This window comes from Streptomyces sp. NPDC091280 (assembly GCF_044768565.1).
GTDB lineage: Bacteria > Actinomycetota > Actinomycetes > Streptomycetales > Streptomycetaceae > Streptomyces.
On record NZ_JBIVUZ010000009.1, the window covers coordinates 229,962 to 245,223 of the forward strand.

Sequence of the window (15,262 nt, forward strand, 5' to 3'; positions counted from 1 at the left end):
GTCTCAGTCGCAGATCATCCGGTTGCCCAGGCTCCCGAGCCGACCGATGCGCTCGGTGTCGCGTTCGCGCTGTCGTCGTACGACGTACCGGCCGGGGGCGATGCCCGTGCCGCCGTGCTCGGGGTGGATGAGGTAGGCGACCGCCGAGGTCTCGATCACGCCGAGGGCCAGGCCCATGGTGTCGTGGACCGCCTCGGTCCAGCGGCAGGTGCCGGGGTCGGCGACGAGGGTGTGCGGATTGCCGCCGGCCGCGCTGCGCAGCAGCTCCACGCCCCCGGCGGGCACCTCGCGCCAGATCTCGTTGCGCGGGATGACGGCACGGGCGACGAACGCGTACGGGACGACGATCAGGTCGCCCTGGGCCTGGAGGCCGTCGACGACGGGGATGGCGACCTCGCGCTCCAGATGGCCGAGCACATCGAGACCGGAGCGCCGGGTGAGGTCCGCGAGGGTCGTGGGGGCGGGTGTGGTCGTGGGGGCAGGGGTGGTCATGAGGGCGGGCGTGGCCATGGGGCATCACCTTGAGTGTTCGAAGGGGTGCGGTACGTGCTCAGGTGCGGCGGACGAGCCGCGCGTAGTGCTCGCCGGACAGGCCGTAGGTCCAACCGGCCGCCGCCACCGGGTCGTCGAAGTGCGCGGGCACGCTCAGGCCGTAGCGGCGGTGGCTGCCGTCGGGTTCGACGGAGCCGTTGACGACGAGCAGCAGCCGGGCCGGGCGGCGCCACACCCCGGGCGGGATGTCGTAGAGGTGGAGTTCGGAGCCGGGGTTGCCGGGATCCCCGGCGGTGGCGAGGTGCCGGAGGCCCGCCTCGGCGATGTAGGTGTCCCAGCCGATGCGTTCGATGGCGCTGCGGCGGACCTCGATGTTGCGCTCGGCGTTGATGCGCTCGACGGTCGGGTCGGTCATCACCCAGGTCGGGACGTGGGTGCCGTGCAGGACGTAGATCCGGGTGTCGTCGGCGAATCGGACGGCGGGGCCCTCGTCCCGGTGCAGCCGTACCTCGCCGTGCAGGGCGTTGGGGCGGGGTTCGGTGTGGAGCGCGGTGGGTCGCTCCGCCAGCACGCAGCGTCCCCGGCCTGGCCACCACCAGCCGGTGGAGCGTGCCAACTCGGCGAACAGGGCGAGCAGTTCGGCGTCGCGGCGACGGTAGGCGGCCAGGCCGAGCCGGGCGTACACGTCGTAGTGGCCGATCCAGTGGGCGTCGTGCTGCCCGTACCAGGTCAGGCCGTCCGTGCCGCCGGTCGTGGGCATCAACTCGGCGCGCATGGGGGCGCGTACGCAGTCGCTCAGGGTGGAGCGCAGCGCGTCGTGGGCGACCGCGTCGACGACGCGCCGCACCGGCGCTCCTGCCTCCAGGGCCTGTTCGGCGGCGACGCGGAGCGGTTCCCATCCGTACTCGGGTCTCGCGGGGTGACCGATGGCGTGGTCGAGGCTGCTGCGCAGGTCCCGCACGAGGTTGGCCAGCAGGGCCGCCGGGGGCCAACCCGCCGGGTATCGGGGCAGGTTGGTGCCCCGGAAGCGGACGGGTGGGAAGGTGCGCGGGTCGTCGTGGACGAGCGACAGGGCCGCGGCGGGTGAGGGCGCCCAGACGAACTCGGGGGCCGGGAGGTCGATCAGTCGGTAGAGGGCGGCTACGGCCGCTTCGGCGGCGGGCCGGTCGGCGGGACGTGCCGCCAGGCCGTGCGCCTGCCATTCGTCGCTCAGCCCGCGGGCCGACGCGACACGGTGGGCTCCCTCGCGGAGAGCTGACACCGGGGTCACCGGAGGACTTCGAGGTCCGCCTTTCGCATCATCATGACGAGGATCGTGACAGCAACGGCGGCGGCGCGCAACCGGGTTGTCCGCCGCGGGCGCGATCCTCGCCGCGCGTGGGCCGCCGCCGGATCGACAGCGGCCCACGCCGGAGGGCGACGGCTACTTCTGCTTGATCCTCAGGAACGTGACGGAGTTCGCCGGGAAGGTGTAACTGAACCTGTCGGCAACGCCGTTGAAGGTGGACAGGACCGGCGCGACCGCCGTGGCCGTCTCGCTGTTCACCGCGTCGGGCGCGGCGGCGAGCGTGGTCACCTTGGCCCGGGACCCGACCTCGGCACCGCCCAGGTCGATCGCCGTACGGGCCGCCGAGGACTGGGCGTTGACGACCTTGACGATCAGGTCACCGGTCTTCGCGTCCTTGGTGACGACCTGGCGGAACGGCTCGGCCGGCTTGTCGTCGGTGAAGCTCCCCCACTCCTGCCCGTCGAGGTACAGGGTGACCTGACGGCCCCGCACCTTGATGTCGACGTCGTAGGCGCGGCCGGTGTCGATGGTCCCCGGCTTGGCGATCAGCGTCGACTTGCCGCCGTCCACGGCCTGTTCGACGGCGGTCTGGGTGTTGTTCCAGCCACCGAGGTTCCACCAGTAGTAGTTGCCGGTGTCCTTGACACCGAACGCGACGAGGAAGCCTTCCTTCCCGGAGCGCTTCGTGGCCTTCACGTGCAGGTCGTAGTCGTGCCAGGCCGGGTCGCCCGCCGACACCATGGTGTTCTCGGCGGCGGTGTCGGTCTGGACGTACTGCCCGTCCTGGAGGCTCCAACTCCCGCCTCCCGTATGGGTCCACCGGGTCGCGTCACCGGAGAAGTCGTCGGAGAGCAGCGCCGTACCGTCCGCCGCCGTCACCTTCACGTCGTCGTACGCGGCGCTGGTCGCCCAGGTGGACAGACCGACCGCGCCGGAGATCGGGGCGACGAGCGACGGTGTCGCGGTGGCGGTCGACGGCACCACCCGGCTGCCTACGTTGTTCATGAACAGCTTCTGGACCTCGTAGTTGGCGGACCCCCAGGAGGCGTGGTTGTTGAACCAGACCAGGTCCGGGCGCCACTGGACGTAGTCCTCGTTGGCGAACAGCGGCGCGTAGGAAGCGAGTTCGACGACATCGGCGTTGCGTTCCAGGCCGGTCATGTAGGCCGCTTCGGCGAGGCCGTTCTTGAACGCGTTGCCGCCGGAGGCGTATTCGCCGAGGAAGACCTTGGGGCCGGTGCGGTCGTAGGAGTCGTAGCGGTCGTTGTTCTGGAGGAACCACTGCGGGCTGTTGTAGTAGTGCTCGTCGACCATGTCGACCCGCGCGTCCTTGTTGAGCTGCCAGGCCGTGTCGAAGGTCGAACCGCTGTCGTCCGGGCCCGCGTTGGAGATCACGGTCATGTACGGGTACGCGGCCTGGATCGCCGCGCGGAACCGGGTGAAGCGGGCGAAGAACTCGGCGGGGAGGTTCTCCTCGTTGCCGACCTCGATGTGGGTGAGGTGGAAGGGCTTGGGGTGGCCCATCCGGGCGCGCAGCCCGCCCCACTTGGAGGTGGCCGGGCCGTTGGCGAACTCGACCAGGTCCAGGGCGTCCTGGATGTGCCGCTTGAGCAGCGCGGGGTCGTCGACGGCCTTGTTCTGGCCGCAGCCGGTCACCAGGGCGGGGACGACGGGCAGCGGCATCGCGCCGATGTCCTCGGCGAGGCGGAAGTACTCGTAGTAGCCGAGGCCGTAACTCTGGTTGTAGCCCCAGAAGTTGGAGTTCGTGGCGCGGGTCTCGACCGGGCCGACGGTGTCCTTCCACTGGTACGAGCGCTTGCGCTGGTAGCCGGAGGCCGCGCTGTAGTCGTCCATGGAACCGGTGTTGACCAGGCAGCCGCCGGGGAAGCGCACGAAGCCCGGGTGCAGGGCGGCGATCTTCTCGGCGAGGTCCTTGCGCAGGCCGTTCGGCTCGTGCTTGTAGGTGTCGCGGGGGAAGAGCGAGACCATGTCGAGGGCGCTCGCGGCCGAGGAGGCGACGGTGAGGCGGCCGGTGGTGCTGGTGCGGGTCGCGGTGAAGGTGACCCGGTAGCGCGCCCAGCCGCCCTTGCGCACCTTGACCTCGTGCGCGGTGGCCAGTGTGCCGCCGGTGTCCTGGAGGCTCACGGTCAGCGCGGTGCCGCTGTCGGCGCGGGCCCACACCGAGAAGTCGTACTTCTTGCCGTCCTCGACCGCGATGCCGGTGTTGTAGCCGGTGTCGGTGACGGACGAACCGGCCGCCAGGGCAAGGTAGTTGCGGTTGGTCTCGTTGAGGCGGCCGGCGTCGTTCACCACCTGGGCACTGCCGCTGACCGTCCAGCCGGTCAGCGGGGTGTACGACTTGTTGTCGTCGGTGGAGTACTCGAAGGACCGGTTCTGGACGAGTTCGGCGTACAGGCCGCCGTCCGCGGCGCGGTTGATGTCCTCGAAGAAGACGCCGTACATCGTTCTGTCGATGGCGGCGCCCAGCGTGCTCGGGTCGACGGTGATCGCGTAGTCGGTGACCTCGGCGGCTCGGGCGGGGGCGGGGGCGACGGCCGTCGCCAGCAGGAAAGCGCTTGCCCCCAGGGCAAGCCTCAGGCGGGTGCGGCTGGTGCGTGACATGGATACTCCGCGGCTCGTATCGGATCGTGCGCGATGCTCGAATAGCGTGTTCGATATATCGGACGCCGGTCAGCACTTCGAACGGCAAGATAGGCAAGCGTCGTGAGCACGTCAATGGGACGGGTGCGGGCGGGGACGTAGGGTCGAGGGCATGGCCGTGACGCGCGGAGTCGCCCGGAGTCGCGCGGAGGGCGCCCGCCGACCCGCCGGACGGGCCGCGTCGATGTCGCAGGGAGGGGTGGCAGTGGGCGAGTTCTGGCCGGTTCCCGATGTCCTGGCGTATCTGGCCGGGAGTTGGCGGGTACGGCGGACGGTGCGGGATCTGGCGAGCGGGGACGAGGGCGACTTCTCGGGGACGACCGACTTCGGCGCGCTGCCCGAAGGGGGCCTGCTGCACACCGAGTCGGGCACCTTCACCTGGCGGGGCGTGGCCCGTCCCGCCGAACGGACGCTGCGGTTCCTGCCGGGCCCGGTGCCCGGTGCGGCCGATGTGCGCTTCGGCGACGGCCGGCCCTTCCACGCGCTGGAGCTGACGACGGGACGGTATGTCGCCGACCATCCCTGCTCGGCGGACCTGTACCGCGGCGAGTTCACGGTCCTGGACGCGGACCGGTGGCGGACCGTGTGGCGGGTGGGCGGGCCCGCGAAGGACCTGGTGCTCAGCACGGACTACCTGCGCATGGACCATCTGGGCGCGGACTCACCGCGCGTGGGCTGAACTCGGGCTTCTCGCAACCCAGTTGACCGGCCAAGCAGCCCCACAGGGCTTGTGCCTGCTAGACGCGCGACTGGGCCGCCGCGTCGAAGCGCAGGTTCCAGCGGCCCGCGCTGCCGGTGACCGCGGTGGTCGACAGGGGGCGTACGTCGAGGTTCCAGTAGGTCGAGGGCGGAGCCTTGAGGGCGTAGACCAACGCGGCCCGGATGACGGAGGGTTCGGCGACGGCGACGATCCGGTCGCCGTCCTCGATGGGCCGGGTGTCCAGCCAGCCGCCCACCCGGGCGATGAAGGAGAGCAGCGATTCGCCGCCGTGCGGGGTGGAGCGCGGGTCGGCGAGCCAGGCGTCCACCAGGTCCGGTTCGCGGGCCATCGCCTCGCCGAGCGTCAGCCCGCGCCAGCGGCCCATGTCGCAGTCCCGCAGGGCGAGTTGGACCAGCGGGGTGTAGCCGAGGGCGTCGCCGGTGGTCCGGCTGCGCGGGGTCGGCGAACAGTAGCGCAGCTCCGCCGCCGCGAGCGGCAGCAGTATCGGGGCCGCGCGCTGCACCTCGTCCCAGCCCGCCTGGTCCAGCGGCCGGTCGTCCTCGAAGCGCTCCGCGAGCAGCGGGGTGCTGCGCGCGGCGGCGACGAACGTGACCCGAAGTTGCATGCGGCGATCGTGATCCGCCGAAGTACGCAGGTCAAGGGGGGCCGGGCGAGAGTTACCCAGGGTGGGCGAAACCTTACTTCGAAGTCAGGACCAGGCGGACAAGTCACTCGAAATACAGGGCCATCCACCGGTCGGGGTGTTCCAGTGGCTCGAATCCGACCTTCTCGTACACGCCGTGGGCGTCCAGCGTGGCGAGCAGGATCCGGCGCACGCCGAGCGGCCGCAGTTCCTCGCGCACGGCCGCGATGAACGCCGTACCGATGCCCTTGCCGCGGGTCGACGGGTCCACGTACACGTCGCACAGCCACGCGAACAGCGCCCCGTCGGTCACCACGCGCGCGTACGCCACCTGCTCGCCCGAAACCGTGTCGTACACGCCGAAGTTCATCGAGGACGCGACCGCGCGCTCGTGCTGTTCGCGGGGGCGGTCCATCGCCCAGTAGGCGTCGGTGGACAGCCAGTTGTGGACGCGGTCGAGGTCGACCCGGGCGGTGTCGGCGGAGAACTCGTAGCCGTCGGGAAAGGGCGGGATGTCGTTCATGACGGGAGAATCGCAGGCCAGGAGCGTGGGAGTCGAGCGGTTTTCACCGGCCGCTCAGCGGATCTCGTCGTAGGCCGCCCGCAGCCGCCGTACGCCCTCGGTGATCTCCCCCGTCCCCGCGACCGCCGCGAAGCTCAACCGGATGTGGGCGGCCGGGGGTTCGGCGCTGAAGTAGGGGCGGCCCGGGGTGAGGGAGACGCCCGTGCGCAGGGCCGCGGTCGTGAGGGACTGCTCGTCCGTGCCGGCGGGGAGGCGGAGCCAGAGGTGGTAACCGCCGGAGGGGATGTGCGGGAGGGCGAAGTCGGGGAGTTCCCCGCGCAGGGCCGCCGTCATGGTGGTGCGGCGGGTCCTCAACTCGGCGGAGACGGCGCGGAGATGGCGGGGCCAGGCCGGTGAGCCGACGAGTTCGAGGGCCGCCTCCTGGAGCGGGCGGGGGACGAAGAAGGTGTCGACGACCTGGATGGCGCGCAGGCGTTCCCGCACCGGTCCGTGCGCGGTGAGCGCGCTGACCCGGAAGCTGGGCGAGGTGGCCTTGGTGAGGGAGCCGACGTGGACGACGACTCCGTCGGGGTCGTCGGCGGCCAGCGGGGGCGGCAGCGGGCCGGAGTCCTCGTGCACCAGCCGTCGTACGAAATCGTCCTCGACGACGAACGCGCCGGCGGCGCGGGCGATGCGCAGGACCTCGGGGCGGCGGGCGGGGGCCAGGACGGCGCCGGTCGGGTTCTGGAAGAGGGGCTGGCAGACGAACACCCGGGCGCCGGTCGCGTGGAAGGCGTCGGCGAGCAGCGCGGGACGCACGCCGTCCGCGTCGACCGGCACCGGGACCGGGCGCAGACCGGCCGCCCGCGCGATGGCCAACATGCCCGGATACGTGGGTGATTCGACGAGGACGGCGGCGCCGGGGGGCGCCAGGGCGCGCAGTGCGGTGGTCAGGGCGGTCTGGCCGCCCGCGCTGACGAGGACGTCGGCGGCGGTGACCGCGCCGCCGATGCCGCGCGCGAACCACTCGCGCAGTTCCGGCAGGCCCTCCATCGGCGGGCGGCTCCAGGCGCCGGGGCGGCGCCCGGCCCGGGACAGGGCCTCGGCCATCGCGCGCTCGGGCTGGAGGGACGGGTGCAGATAGCCGCCGTTGAACTCGATGACGCCCGGCGGCGGGGCGGCCAGTGAGGCCAGGACGCCCGAGGCGTCGACCGTGCGCGGTACGACGTCGGCGGCGCCGTCCGCGCTGAGGGCGACCTCCTGCCAGGAGGTGTCGCCCGCGGGCGCGGTCGCGGTGCGCGGCGCGGCCCGGAACGCGCCCGCGCCGGGGCGGGTGACGACCAGCCCCTCGGCGGTCAGCCGCGCGAGGGCGCGGGAGACGGTCACCGGGCTCACCCGGAACCGGTCGACGAGCGCCCGGCTCGACGGCAGCTTTCCACCCGGAGAGTAGCGGTCGAGCTCTTGTCGCAGCTGTTTCACCAGTTCTTCGACACTGCTACGCTCTTGCATGAGAGCACACGATAGCGCTACCGCACCGAGTCCGATAGCGGTCGGCACCGCCCCCACGGGAGACACCACCGGGACGGCCGGGCCCGCGCGGACCCCCGCCGGCACGGTCCTGGCCGCGCTCGGGGTGATCGCCTTCTCCCTCACCTTCCCCGCGACCGCCTGGGGGCTCGAAGGCTTCGGCCCCTGGTCGCTGGTGTCCGTGCGCTGCGTCCTCGCCGCGCTGCTGGCGGGCGGCTGTCTGCTGGCGCTGCGCGTGCCCGTGCCCGCCCGCCGGCACTGGGCCGGGCTGGCCGTCGTGGCGGTCGGAGTGGTGGTCGGCTTCCCCATGCTGACCACGCTCGCGCTGGAGACGTCGACCACCGCGCACGCGGCCGTCGTCGTCGGCCTGCTGCCGCTGACCACCGCCGCGATGTCCGCGCTGCGCACCGGCATCCGCCCCTCGCGCACCTTCTGGACGGCCGCGCTCGCCGGCGCCGGCGCGGTGCTCGCCTTCACCGTCCAGCAGAGCGGCGGCGCGCTGACCACCGCCGACCTCTACCTCCTCGCCGCCCTGCTGGTCTGCGCGGCCGGCTACACCGAGGGCGGCCGGCTGGCCCGGGTGATGCCCGGCTGGCAGGTCATCGCCTGGGCCCTGGTCCTGTGCCTCCCGCTGAGCGTCCCCGCCGCCGCGACCGCGCTGTCCTACGACACCCCGCACCTGACCGCGCACAGCGTGGCCGGGGTGCTGTGGGTCGCCGCCGGTTCGCAGTTCCTCGGGCTGGTCGTCTGGTACCGGGGGATGGCGGCCGTCGGGGTCCCGAAGGCCAGCCAGTTGCAGCTGGCGCAGCCGCTGCTCACGCTGGTGTGGTCGGTGTTCCTGCTCGGCGAGCGGCTGCCGGTGGCCGCTCCGGTGACCGCGGCGGCCGTGCTGGTGTGCATCGCCGTCACCCAGCGCGCCCGGAGTTGAGGGGCGTGCGCGACCCGGTCCCGGCCGGGCGGGCCGCCGTAGACTCGGAAGGCGTGGACCGCTGCTCCCGGAATCGGTGAGGAGGCGCTGGAGATGCGTGCGACCGTGGGTGACAGGCTTGTCCAGCACGGCAGGGTGGTCGGGCTGCACGACCAGGTGTCGGAGGTCGTCGAGGTGTTGGGCGCGGAGGGCAGTCCGCCCTACCGCGTCCGCTTCCCCGACGGGCACGAGGCCGTGATGTCACCCGGCCCCGACTGCGAGGTCAGGCACCAGGCCCCGGAACGGTAGCTCAGCGCGGGGCTCTCGCCGGCTGCCCGTAGTGGTCGGCGACCACCCGCGCCATGGCCCCGGCCGGGTCGACCGCGACGTCCCGGGCGGCGAAGAAGACATGCCCGCCGACCTCCGGCCAGCGGTGGGCGAGGGTGAGGTGGCGAGAGAGTTCGGCCGGATCCCGCCAGGCCGCGGGCTGCGCCGGGTCGCCCGCCTTGTACAGCGCCTCACCCGCGTACAGCCGCGTCCGCGAACCGCGCGCGACCGCCGCCCACCAGGGCAGCAGCTTCGCGTAGTCGGCGGGGGCGAAGCCGATGTTCCAGTAGAGCTGCGGCACGATGTAGTCGATCCAGCCCTCCCGCACCCACTTGCGGGTGTCCGCGCAGAGATCGTCGTACGTCTGCACCCCGGCCGTGGTGTCGGAGCCGCGCGGGTCGGTGGCGGCGTTGCGCCACACGCCGAAGGGGCTGATGCCGAAGCGCGTGCCCGGGCGGGTCCGTCCGATGCGGGCGGCGGTCTCGCGGATCAGCTTGTCGATGTTGTCGCGGCGCCAGGCGGCCCGGTCGGTGAAGCCGCCGCCGTACTTGTCGTAGGCCGCGTCGTCGTCGAAGGTCTGGCCGGCGACCGGGTAGGGATAGAAGTAGTCGTCGAAGTGGACCGCGTCCACGGGGTACTTGCGCACCGCGTCAAGGATCGCGTTCTCGACGAAGAGCCGCACCTGCGGGAGCCCGGGGTTGTAGTAGAGCTTCCCGCCGTACGGCACGACCCAGTCGGGGTGCCTGCGCGCGGGGTGCGAGGCGACGAGCTTCGTGAGGTCGGTGGTGTTGGCGACGCGGTACGGGTTGAACCAGGCGTGCAGTTGCAGCCCCCGCACATGCGCCTCCTCCACCGCCGTCTTCAGCGGGTCCCAGCCGGGGGCGACGCCCTGGGTGCCGGTCAGGTACTGGGACCAGGGCTCGTAGGGCGAGGGCCAGAACGCGTCGGCGGTGGGCCGGACCTGGAAGATCACCGTGTTGAGGCGGTCGCGGACCGCGGTGTCGAGATGGGCGATCAGTTCGGTGCGCTGCTGCGCGGCGGTCAGGCCCGGGCGGGAGGGCCAGTCGCGGTTGGCGACCGTCGCCAGCCACACGCCCCGCATCTCGGTGACCGCGCGCGGACGCCCGGCCGCGACCGGCGCGCGCCCGGTGTCCGCAGCCGTAGCGCCGGTGGCCGTCGCACTGCCCGTGGCCGCCGTGCTCGCCAGGGTGGACAGCGCCGCCATCGCGAACGTCCGGCGTGACAGTCGCCCCATTCGTACACCCCCATACGCTGTGGATCCGTGCGGTCACGGATCGTCTCCGCGCCCCAGAATGCCCGACCCCGGCGATCGATCATCGATACTTGCGGGTAACGTGCACGATCGGAGCAGACTCCGGACAACGGGACAACAGGGCTCCACCAGAGCCCGCAGAGGCAGCGAAGGGGACGATGTGACGGACATCCCCGCGGGAGACATCTCGCGCGTCGGAGTGGTCGGCTGCGGCCAGATGGGCGCCGGTATCGCCGAGGTGTGCGCCCGCGCCGGCCTGGACGTCAAGGTCGCCGAGACCACCGGTGAGGCCCTGGAGATCGGCCGGACCCGGCTGTTCAACTCCCTGTCGAAGGCCGCCGAACGCGGCAAGATCTCCGCCGAGGAACTGGCGCGGACCCAGGCGCGGCTCAGCTTCACCACCGATCTCGGCGAGTTCGCCGACCGCGACCTCGTCATCGAGGCCGTCGTGGAGAACGAGCAGGTGAAGACCGAGATCTTCCAGGTCCTCGACCAGGTCGTCACCCGCCCCGACGCGATCCTCGCCTCCAACACCTCCTCGATCCCGCTGGTGCGGCTCGCGGTCACCACCTCGCGCCCCGACCAGGTCATCGGCATCCACTTCTTCAACCCGGCCCCGGTGCAGCAACTGGTCGAGCTGATCCCGGCGTTGACCACGTCCGAGGGCACGCTCAGCCGCGCCCAGCTGTTCACCGAGAAGGTGCTCGGCAAGCACGCGATCCGCGCCCAGGACCGCTCCGGCTTCGTCGTGAACGCGCTGCTGATCCCCTATCTCCTGTCCGCGATCCGGATGTTCGAGTCGGGCATCGCCAGCCGCGAGGACATCGACAACGGCATGGAGCTGGGCTGCGCCCACCCGATGGGCCCGCTGAAGCTGTCCGACCTGATCGGCCTGGACACGGTCGCTTCGGTCGCGTACTCGATGTACGACGAGTTCAAGGAGCCGCTGTACGCCGCTCCCCCGCTGCTCCAGCGGATGGTCGACGCGGGACGCCTGGGCCGCAAGTCCGGCTCGGGGTTCTACACCTACGGCTGACCGGCCGCCTCGCGGCGACTCCTCGTGATGTCGCGGCCGGCACGGGCCCGGCGCTCTTCGGAGTGCCGGGCCCGCGGCATTCACACACCGTGTGCGCACCGGGCCCGCATATGCCGTTCGCACACTCTCCCCCGTTGCCCACCAGGCGAGTTGACTCTTCACGCGCATGCAAGGGATGTTCCGACTACGGAAAGGAGCGGACACGTGACCGCCGACCCCGAGCATCCCGTGGTCCATGGAGAACTCGCAGAGTTACGCCGCCGCCTCGACGTCGCCTACGCGCGCGTCGAGGGAGGGCTGGCCCTGCTCAGCCATCGCACCGAGGAGACCGACAAGGAAGTGGATGATCTGAGCGCACGCATCGTCGCGCTGGAGCACACACGGTGGCCGCTGCCGGCGATAGCCGCGTTGACCGCCGTGGGCGCGCTCGCCGTCACCGTCTGGCAGGCCCTGGGGCGCTAGCGTCCGAAGGACCGTGGATCGGCCGCGGCTCTACGGGGCGCTCCTCAAGTGATGCAACAGCAGCAACGCGGCTGCCATGTTGGCGGCCGGGACCTCCCCGCGGGCGACCATGTCGGGTACGAGTTTGAGCGGTACCCATTCCCGGCGGTCCGATTCGAAGTCGTCCACGGGGTGTCCGGTGTACTCGCCCTCGTCGGCCCAGTAGATGTGGTGCCGGGCGTCCGTGAGCCCGTTGGACGGTTCCACACTCATCAGGTGGTGCAGGGGCCCCGGCCGCCAGCCGGTCTCTTCCTCCAGTTCCCGGGCGGCGGCCCGCGCGATGTCCTCGCCGTCCTCGACGACGCCCGCCGCGAGCTCCCACCCCCAGCTGTCGGTGATGAAGCGGTGCCGCCACAGGAGGAGTACTTCGTTCGCCTCGTTCACGACCGTCGCCACCGCCACCGGCCGCAGCCGGATGAGGAAGTGGTCGAGGTGCTGGCCGTCGGGTAGTTCGACATCCGCGAGATTGACGCTGAACCAGCGGTTTGAGTACACAGTTTGTTCGTTCTGTTTCGTCCACTGCACGGTTCTGCCACCTTCCGTCGAGTAAGTGGCAATATCGCAGCAGGGACTGTGGTGTGGTCCACGGCGCTTCTAGAGCGGTACGCGCAGTGCCCCGTCGATGAGTTCGGCCGCCTCGGCCGTACCCGCGCAGTCGCTGCGCACCAGGTACTCGCGCACCGCGCGGAGTCTGTCGCGCAGCCGCTGGGACTCCATCCCTCTGGCCTGCTCGGCCATCTGCACGGCCGTGGCCACCGCTTTGTCGGCGTTGCCCTGGCGCAGTTCGATCTGGCTGAGCATCGCGAGGCGGTGCACCCGGCCCCGGTCGTGCGCCGGAGTGTCCACGGCCGCGGTGGCGTGCTCCCCCGCCGCCGTCAGATCGCCGAGGCTCAGCAGCGCCTCCGCCACCTGGACGTTGACCAGGCCCGGCTGGACATAGCCGGTCTCGTCGGGTTCGTATCCGCGCCGGATGCGTTCGGCGGCCTGCTCGGCCCGCCGGATGCAGGACAGCGCGCTCGTGCCGTCGCCGAGGTGCGCGTACGCCTTCGCCTGCATCGCGTACAGGTCGGAGGCGAGCGCCGGGGTGATCTGCCGGCCCGCCGCGCGCAGCGCGGCCTCCGCGAAGGCGACGGCCTGGCGGAACTCCCGCATGAACAGCGACTGGTTGACGAGCAGCGCGATGACGTAGGCGCCGAGTCCGCGGTCGTTGCTCGCCTTCGCCAGCCGCAGCGCCTGGTGGAAGTAGCGCTGGGCGAGTCCGTGCGCGTCGGAGTCGTAGGCGCAGATGCCCGCGATGGCCACCAAGCCGCCGGTGGCGCGGTGGAGTTGGCGGCCGGTGGCGTCGGTGTAGCTGCCGCGCAGCAGGGGCGCGGTCTCGGAGTTGAGGAAGCCGACGATCCGGGTGCGGGTCGCCACGCCCCCCGCCTTGCGGTACATCTGCTCGTAGTGGGCGCGGGCCGCGCGCAGCATCTCGATGTCGGCCATGCTCACGCGGTGCCGGCCGCCGCGCGAGACGTCGACGTCGTCGGGCGGGTTCTCCCACTCCCACACGGGCATCACGGCGGGTGTCCCGGTGACCGCGGGCGCCCCGAGGATGTGCGGGCGCTGCTGTTCGTCGGAGCGCCACAGGGCGGTGGCCCGCTCGACGAAACCGGAGAGGGAGGTGCCGTGCGGGGCGGAGGGTTCGCCGGGGACGCCCAGGCCGATGTCGTCGAGGGTGACGGGCCGGTGCAGGCGGATCGCCAGCACCTCGCAGATCAGGTCGGGGACCTGGCCTCTCGGCCGCTGGCCCTTCAACCACCGTGCCACGGCGGTGTGTTCGTACCGGAGCGCGAGGCCTCGGGCGCGGCCCGCCTGGTTCACATGGGCGGCAAGTCCCGCGTGCGAGATGCCCGCCTCGTCCAGGATCGCGTCGAGGAGTGTGTTGGGCTGCATGGTTGGCCCCCCGGTGACTCGGTGCGGACAGAGTAGTGCGGTCGGGTTCGCACGGGGTGTGAACGGAGTGCGTGGATCCGGGGCGTGCGCGCGCTGTCGCGGAGAGTTTCCAACCGGTTGACTGGATTGCCTCGCAAGAGGCCGGCCGGGCCGCCGGCTCCCCCTCGTAAGTGCGGCGGCCTGGCTTTGCGGTGACCGCTGAACACCTTTGCGGTGACCACTAAACACCGTTGTGCTGGGGGTGGTTGGTCGGCTGCGGGTGCGTCATGGCGGGCGGCGCGCCCAGGTGGGGACATGTGGCCTTGCGGTCGTTGCGCAGGACCAGTAACGCGACGTCGTCCGTCGGGGTGCCGCCGGTGTGGCGGAGCAGTGCCGTGAAGACCGAGCCCAGTACCGACTGCGGTATGGGGAGCGGGTGTTGGCCCACCAGCTCGGCCAGCGCGTCCCTCAGCGGGAAGAAGCGGCCCCGTGCGTCCCGCGCGTCCTCCGCCCCGTCCGTGTAGAGGAACAGCGCTTCCCCCGGACGCAGTTGACCGCAGCACACGAAGGGCAACGCGGTCGGCAGCGGGAACGGGCCGAGTGGCGGCAGAGGATCGGCGCGGGCCACGGGACGGACCCCTCCCCCGCTGAGCAGATACGGCCACGGGTGCCCGCAGTTGAGGGCGCGCAGTGCGCCGTCCGCGCCGATCTCCAGCAGCAGTACCGTGACGAACTCCTCGGCCACCGGGCTGTCGGGGTCCGGCGCGCCCGTCGCGGGGTGTTCGGCGCGGGCGCGTTCGCCGAGGTGGCGGGCGAGGGCGCGGTCGAGGCGGCGCAGGACGCCCGCCAGGTCGGGTTCGTCGTGGGCGGCCTCGCGGAAGCTGCCGAGGACCGCGGCGACCGTGCCGATCGCGGCGATGCCGTGGCCGCGCACGTCGCCCATCACGACCCGGACGCCGTGCTCGGTGGCGATCACCTCGTAGAGGTCGCCGCCCACGACCGCGCCGCGTTCGGCGGAGAGCTGGGCGGCGGCGATGTTCAGGCCGTCGAGGCGGGGCGGCAGCGGGCGCAGCAGCGCGCTCTGGGCCGCGCCCGCGATCCGGCGGACCTGGCGGAGTTCGCGCAGCAGGGAGCGGCGGACCTGGAGGACGAGACCGGTGCCGACGGCGAAGAACACCGCGCTGGTGACGATGCGGGCGCCCAGATCGGTCTGCTGGGCGAGCGGGCAGGTGAGTTTGTAGGTGATCGCCATGGCGCCCCACATGCTGGGCAGCCCCAGGGCGAGCGCCCGGCGCAGTGGACGGCGGGCGCGCGGCGACGGGCGCGGCCTGCGGGGCACCCCAGCCTTGATGCGGATCATGCCTGTGGCCCCCCAAATAGGCCCCGACAGCGCAATCGGACCGACCCCGAAAGGCCGGTCCGATTCTGTCGACCGCATGCCCCGGTCGGGCCGGATCGCCCGCACTTCTCACCCGAATGAGTGAGGTGACA

General features: G+C 71.9%; 15 protein-coding genes. 5 read left to right on the top strand and 10 right to left on the bottom strand.

The genetic code is table 11. The features are described from left to right. Positions 1-3: 3 nt before the first annotated feature. The 3 genes from ACIQPR_RS27260 to ACIQPR_RS27270 all read right to left on the bottom strand — a co-directional run bounded on the left by ACIQPR_RS27260 (position 4) and on the right by ACIQPR_RS27270 (position 4,402). A complete protein-coding gene (locus ACIQPR_RS27260; protein ID WP_403653258.1) occupies positions 4-510 on the bottom strand; it encodes a hypothetical protein in 507 nt (168 codons plus the stop codon). A gap of 40 nt (positions 511-550) precedes the next feature. Continuing rightward, positions 551-1,753, bottom strand: a complete 1,203-nt coding sequence (locus tag ACIQPR_RS27265) for a DUF6745 domain-containing protein (protein ID WP_403653260.1) — start codon at positions 1,751-1,753, stop codon at positions 551-553. A 162-nt stretch (positions 1,754-1,915) separates the two neighbouring features. After that, positions 1,916-4,402, bottom strand: coding sequence for an alpha-L-arabinofuranosidase C-terminal domain-containing protein (locus ACIQPR_RS27270; RefSeq protein ID WP_403653262.1), 2,487 nt, complete (start codon positions 4,400-4,402; stop codon positions 1,916-1,918). A gap of 244 nt (positions 4,403-4,646) precedes the next feature. Between ACIQPR_RS27270 and ACIQPR_RS27275 the strand changes: the two genes are divergently transcribed. Beyond that, complete coding sequence (locus tag ACIQPR_RS27275; protein ID WP_403653947.1) at positions 4,647-5,120, top strand: DUF6314 family protein; 474 nt, start codon at positions 4,647-4,649, stop codon at positions 5,118-5,120. A gap of 58 nt (positions 5,121-5,178) precedes the next feature. Here ACIQPR_RS27275 and ACIQPR_RS27280 read toward each other — a convergent pair whose 3' ends face one another. The 3 genes from ACIQPR_RS27280 to ACIQPR_RS27290 all read right to left on the bottom strand — a co-directional run bounded on the left by ACIQPR_RS27280 (position 5,179) and on the right by ACIQPR_RS27290 (position 7,795). Beyond that, a complete protein-coding gene (locus ACIQPR_RS27280) occupies positions 5,179-5,766 on the bottom strand; it encodes a histidine phosphatase family protein (RefSeq protein WP_403653265.1) in 588 nt (195 codons plus the stop codon). Between the two features lie 103 nt (positions 5,767-5,869). Beyond that, complete coding sequence (locus ACIQPR_RS27285) at positions 5,870-6,307, bottom strand: GNAT family N-acetyltransferase (RefSeq protein ID WP_403653268.1); 438 nt, start codon at positions 6,305-6,307, stop codon at positions 5,870-5,872. 54 nt (positions 6,308-6,361) lie between these two features. Then, positions 6,362-7,795 (bottom strand): PLP-dependent aminotransferase family protein, encoded by a 1,434-nt coding sequence (locus ACIQPR_RS27290; RefSeq protein WP_403653271.1) that lies wholly within the window; start codon positions 7,793-7,795, stop codon positions 6,362-6,364. Here ACIQPR_RS27290 and ACIQPR_RS27295 point away from each other — a divergent pair. Both ACIQPR_RS27295 and ACIQPR_RS27300 read left to right on the top strand, forming a co-directional pair. Next, positions 7,794-8,741 (top strand): DMT family transporter, encoded by a 948-nt coding sequence (locus ACIQPR_RS27295; protein ID WP_403653274.1) that lies wholly within the window; start codon positions 7,794-7,796, stop codon positions 8,739-8,741. The genes ACIQPR_RS27290 and ACIQPR_RS27295 overlap by 2 nt on opposite strands. Before the next feature lie 93 nt (positions 8,742-8,834). Then, complete coding sequence (locus ACIQPR_RS27300) at positions 8,835-9,029, top strand: DUF1918 domain-containing protein (protein WP_403653277.1); 195 nt, start codon at positions 8,835-8,837, stop codon at positions 9,027-9,029. 1 nt (position 9,030) lies between these two features. Here ACIQPR_RS27300 and ACIQPR_RS27305 read toward each other — a convergent pair whose 3' ends face one another. Continuing rightward, positions 9,031-10,302, bottom strand: coding sequence for a glycoside hydrolase family 10 protein (locus ACIQPR_RS27305; RefSeq protein ID WP_403653280.1), 1,272 nt, complete (start codon positions 10,300-10,302; stop codon positions 9,031-9,033). A 178-nt stretch (positions 10,303-10,480) separates the two neighbouring features. Here ACIQPR_RS27305 and ACIQPR_RS27310 point away from each other — a divergent pair, with 178 nt between their 5' ends. Both ACIQPR_RS27310 and ACIQPR_RS27315 read left to right on the top strand, forming a co-directional pair. Next, positions 10,481-11,356, top strand: a complete 876-nt coding sequence (locus tag ACIQPR_RS27310; protein WP_403653282.1) for a 3-hydroxybutyryl-CoA dehydrogenase — start codon at positions 10,481-10,483, stop codon at positions 11,354-11,356. A 204-nt stretch (positions 11,357-11,560) separates the two neighbouring features. Continuing rightward, positions 11,561-11,818, top strand: a complete 258-nt coding sequence (locus ACIQPR_RS27315; RefSeq protein ID WP_019066269.1) for a hypothetical protein — start codon at positions 11,561-11,563, stop codon at positions 11,816-11,818. Between the two features lie 30 nt (positions 11,819-11,848). Here the strand turns inward: ACIQPR_RS27315 and ACIQPR_RS27320 are convergent, their stop codons facing one another. The 3 genes from ACIQPR_RS27320 to ACIQPR_RS27330 form a co-directional block, all read right to left on the bottom strand. Next, positions 11,849-12,382 (bottom strand): NUDIX hydrolase, encoded by a 534-nt coding sequence (locus tag ACIQPR_RS27320; protein ID WP_403653285.1) that lies wholly within the window; start codon positions 12,380-12,382, stop codon positions 11,849-11,851. A gap of 69 nt (positions 12,383-12,451) precedes the next feature. Further along, positions 12,452-13,792 carry a transcriptional regulator gene (locus tag ACIQPR_RS27325; RefSeq protein ID WP_403653287.1) on the bottom strand — a complete coding sequence of 447 codons (1,341 nt, stop codon included), beginning with the start codon at positions 13,790-13,792 and terminating at the stop codon, positions 12,452-12,454. Between the two features lie 220 nt (positions 13,793-14,012). Beyond that, entirely contained in the window at positions 14,013-15,131 is a 1,119-nt protein-coding gene (locus ACIQPR_RS27330) for a PP2C family protein-serine/threonine phosphatase (RefSeq protein ID WP_403653290.1), read from the bottom strand. Positions 15,132-15,262: the final 131 nt, after the last annotated feature.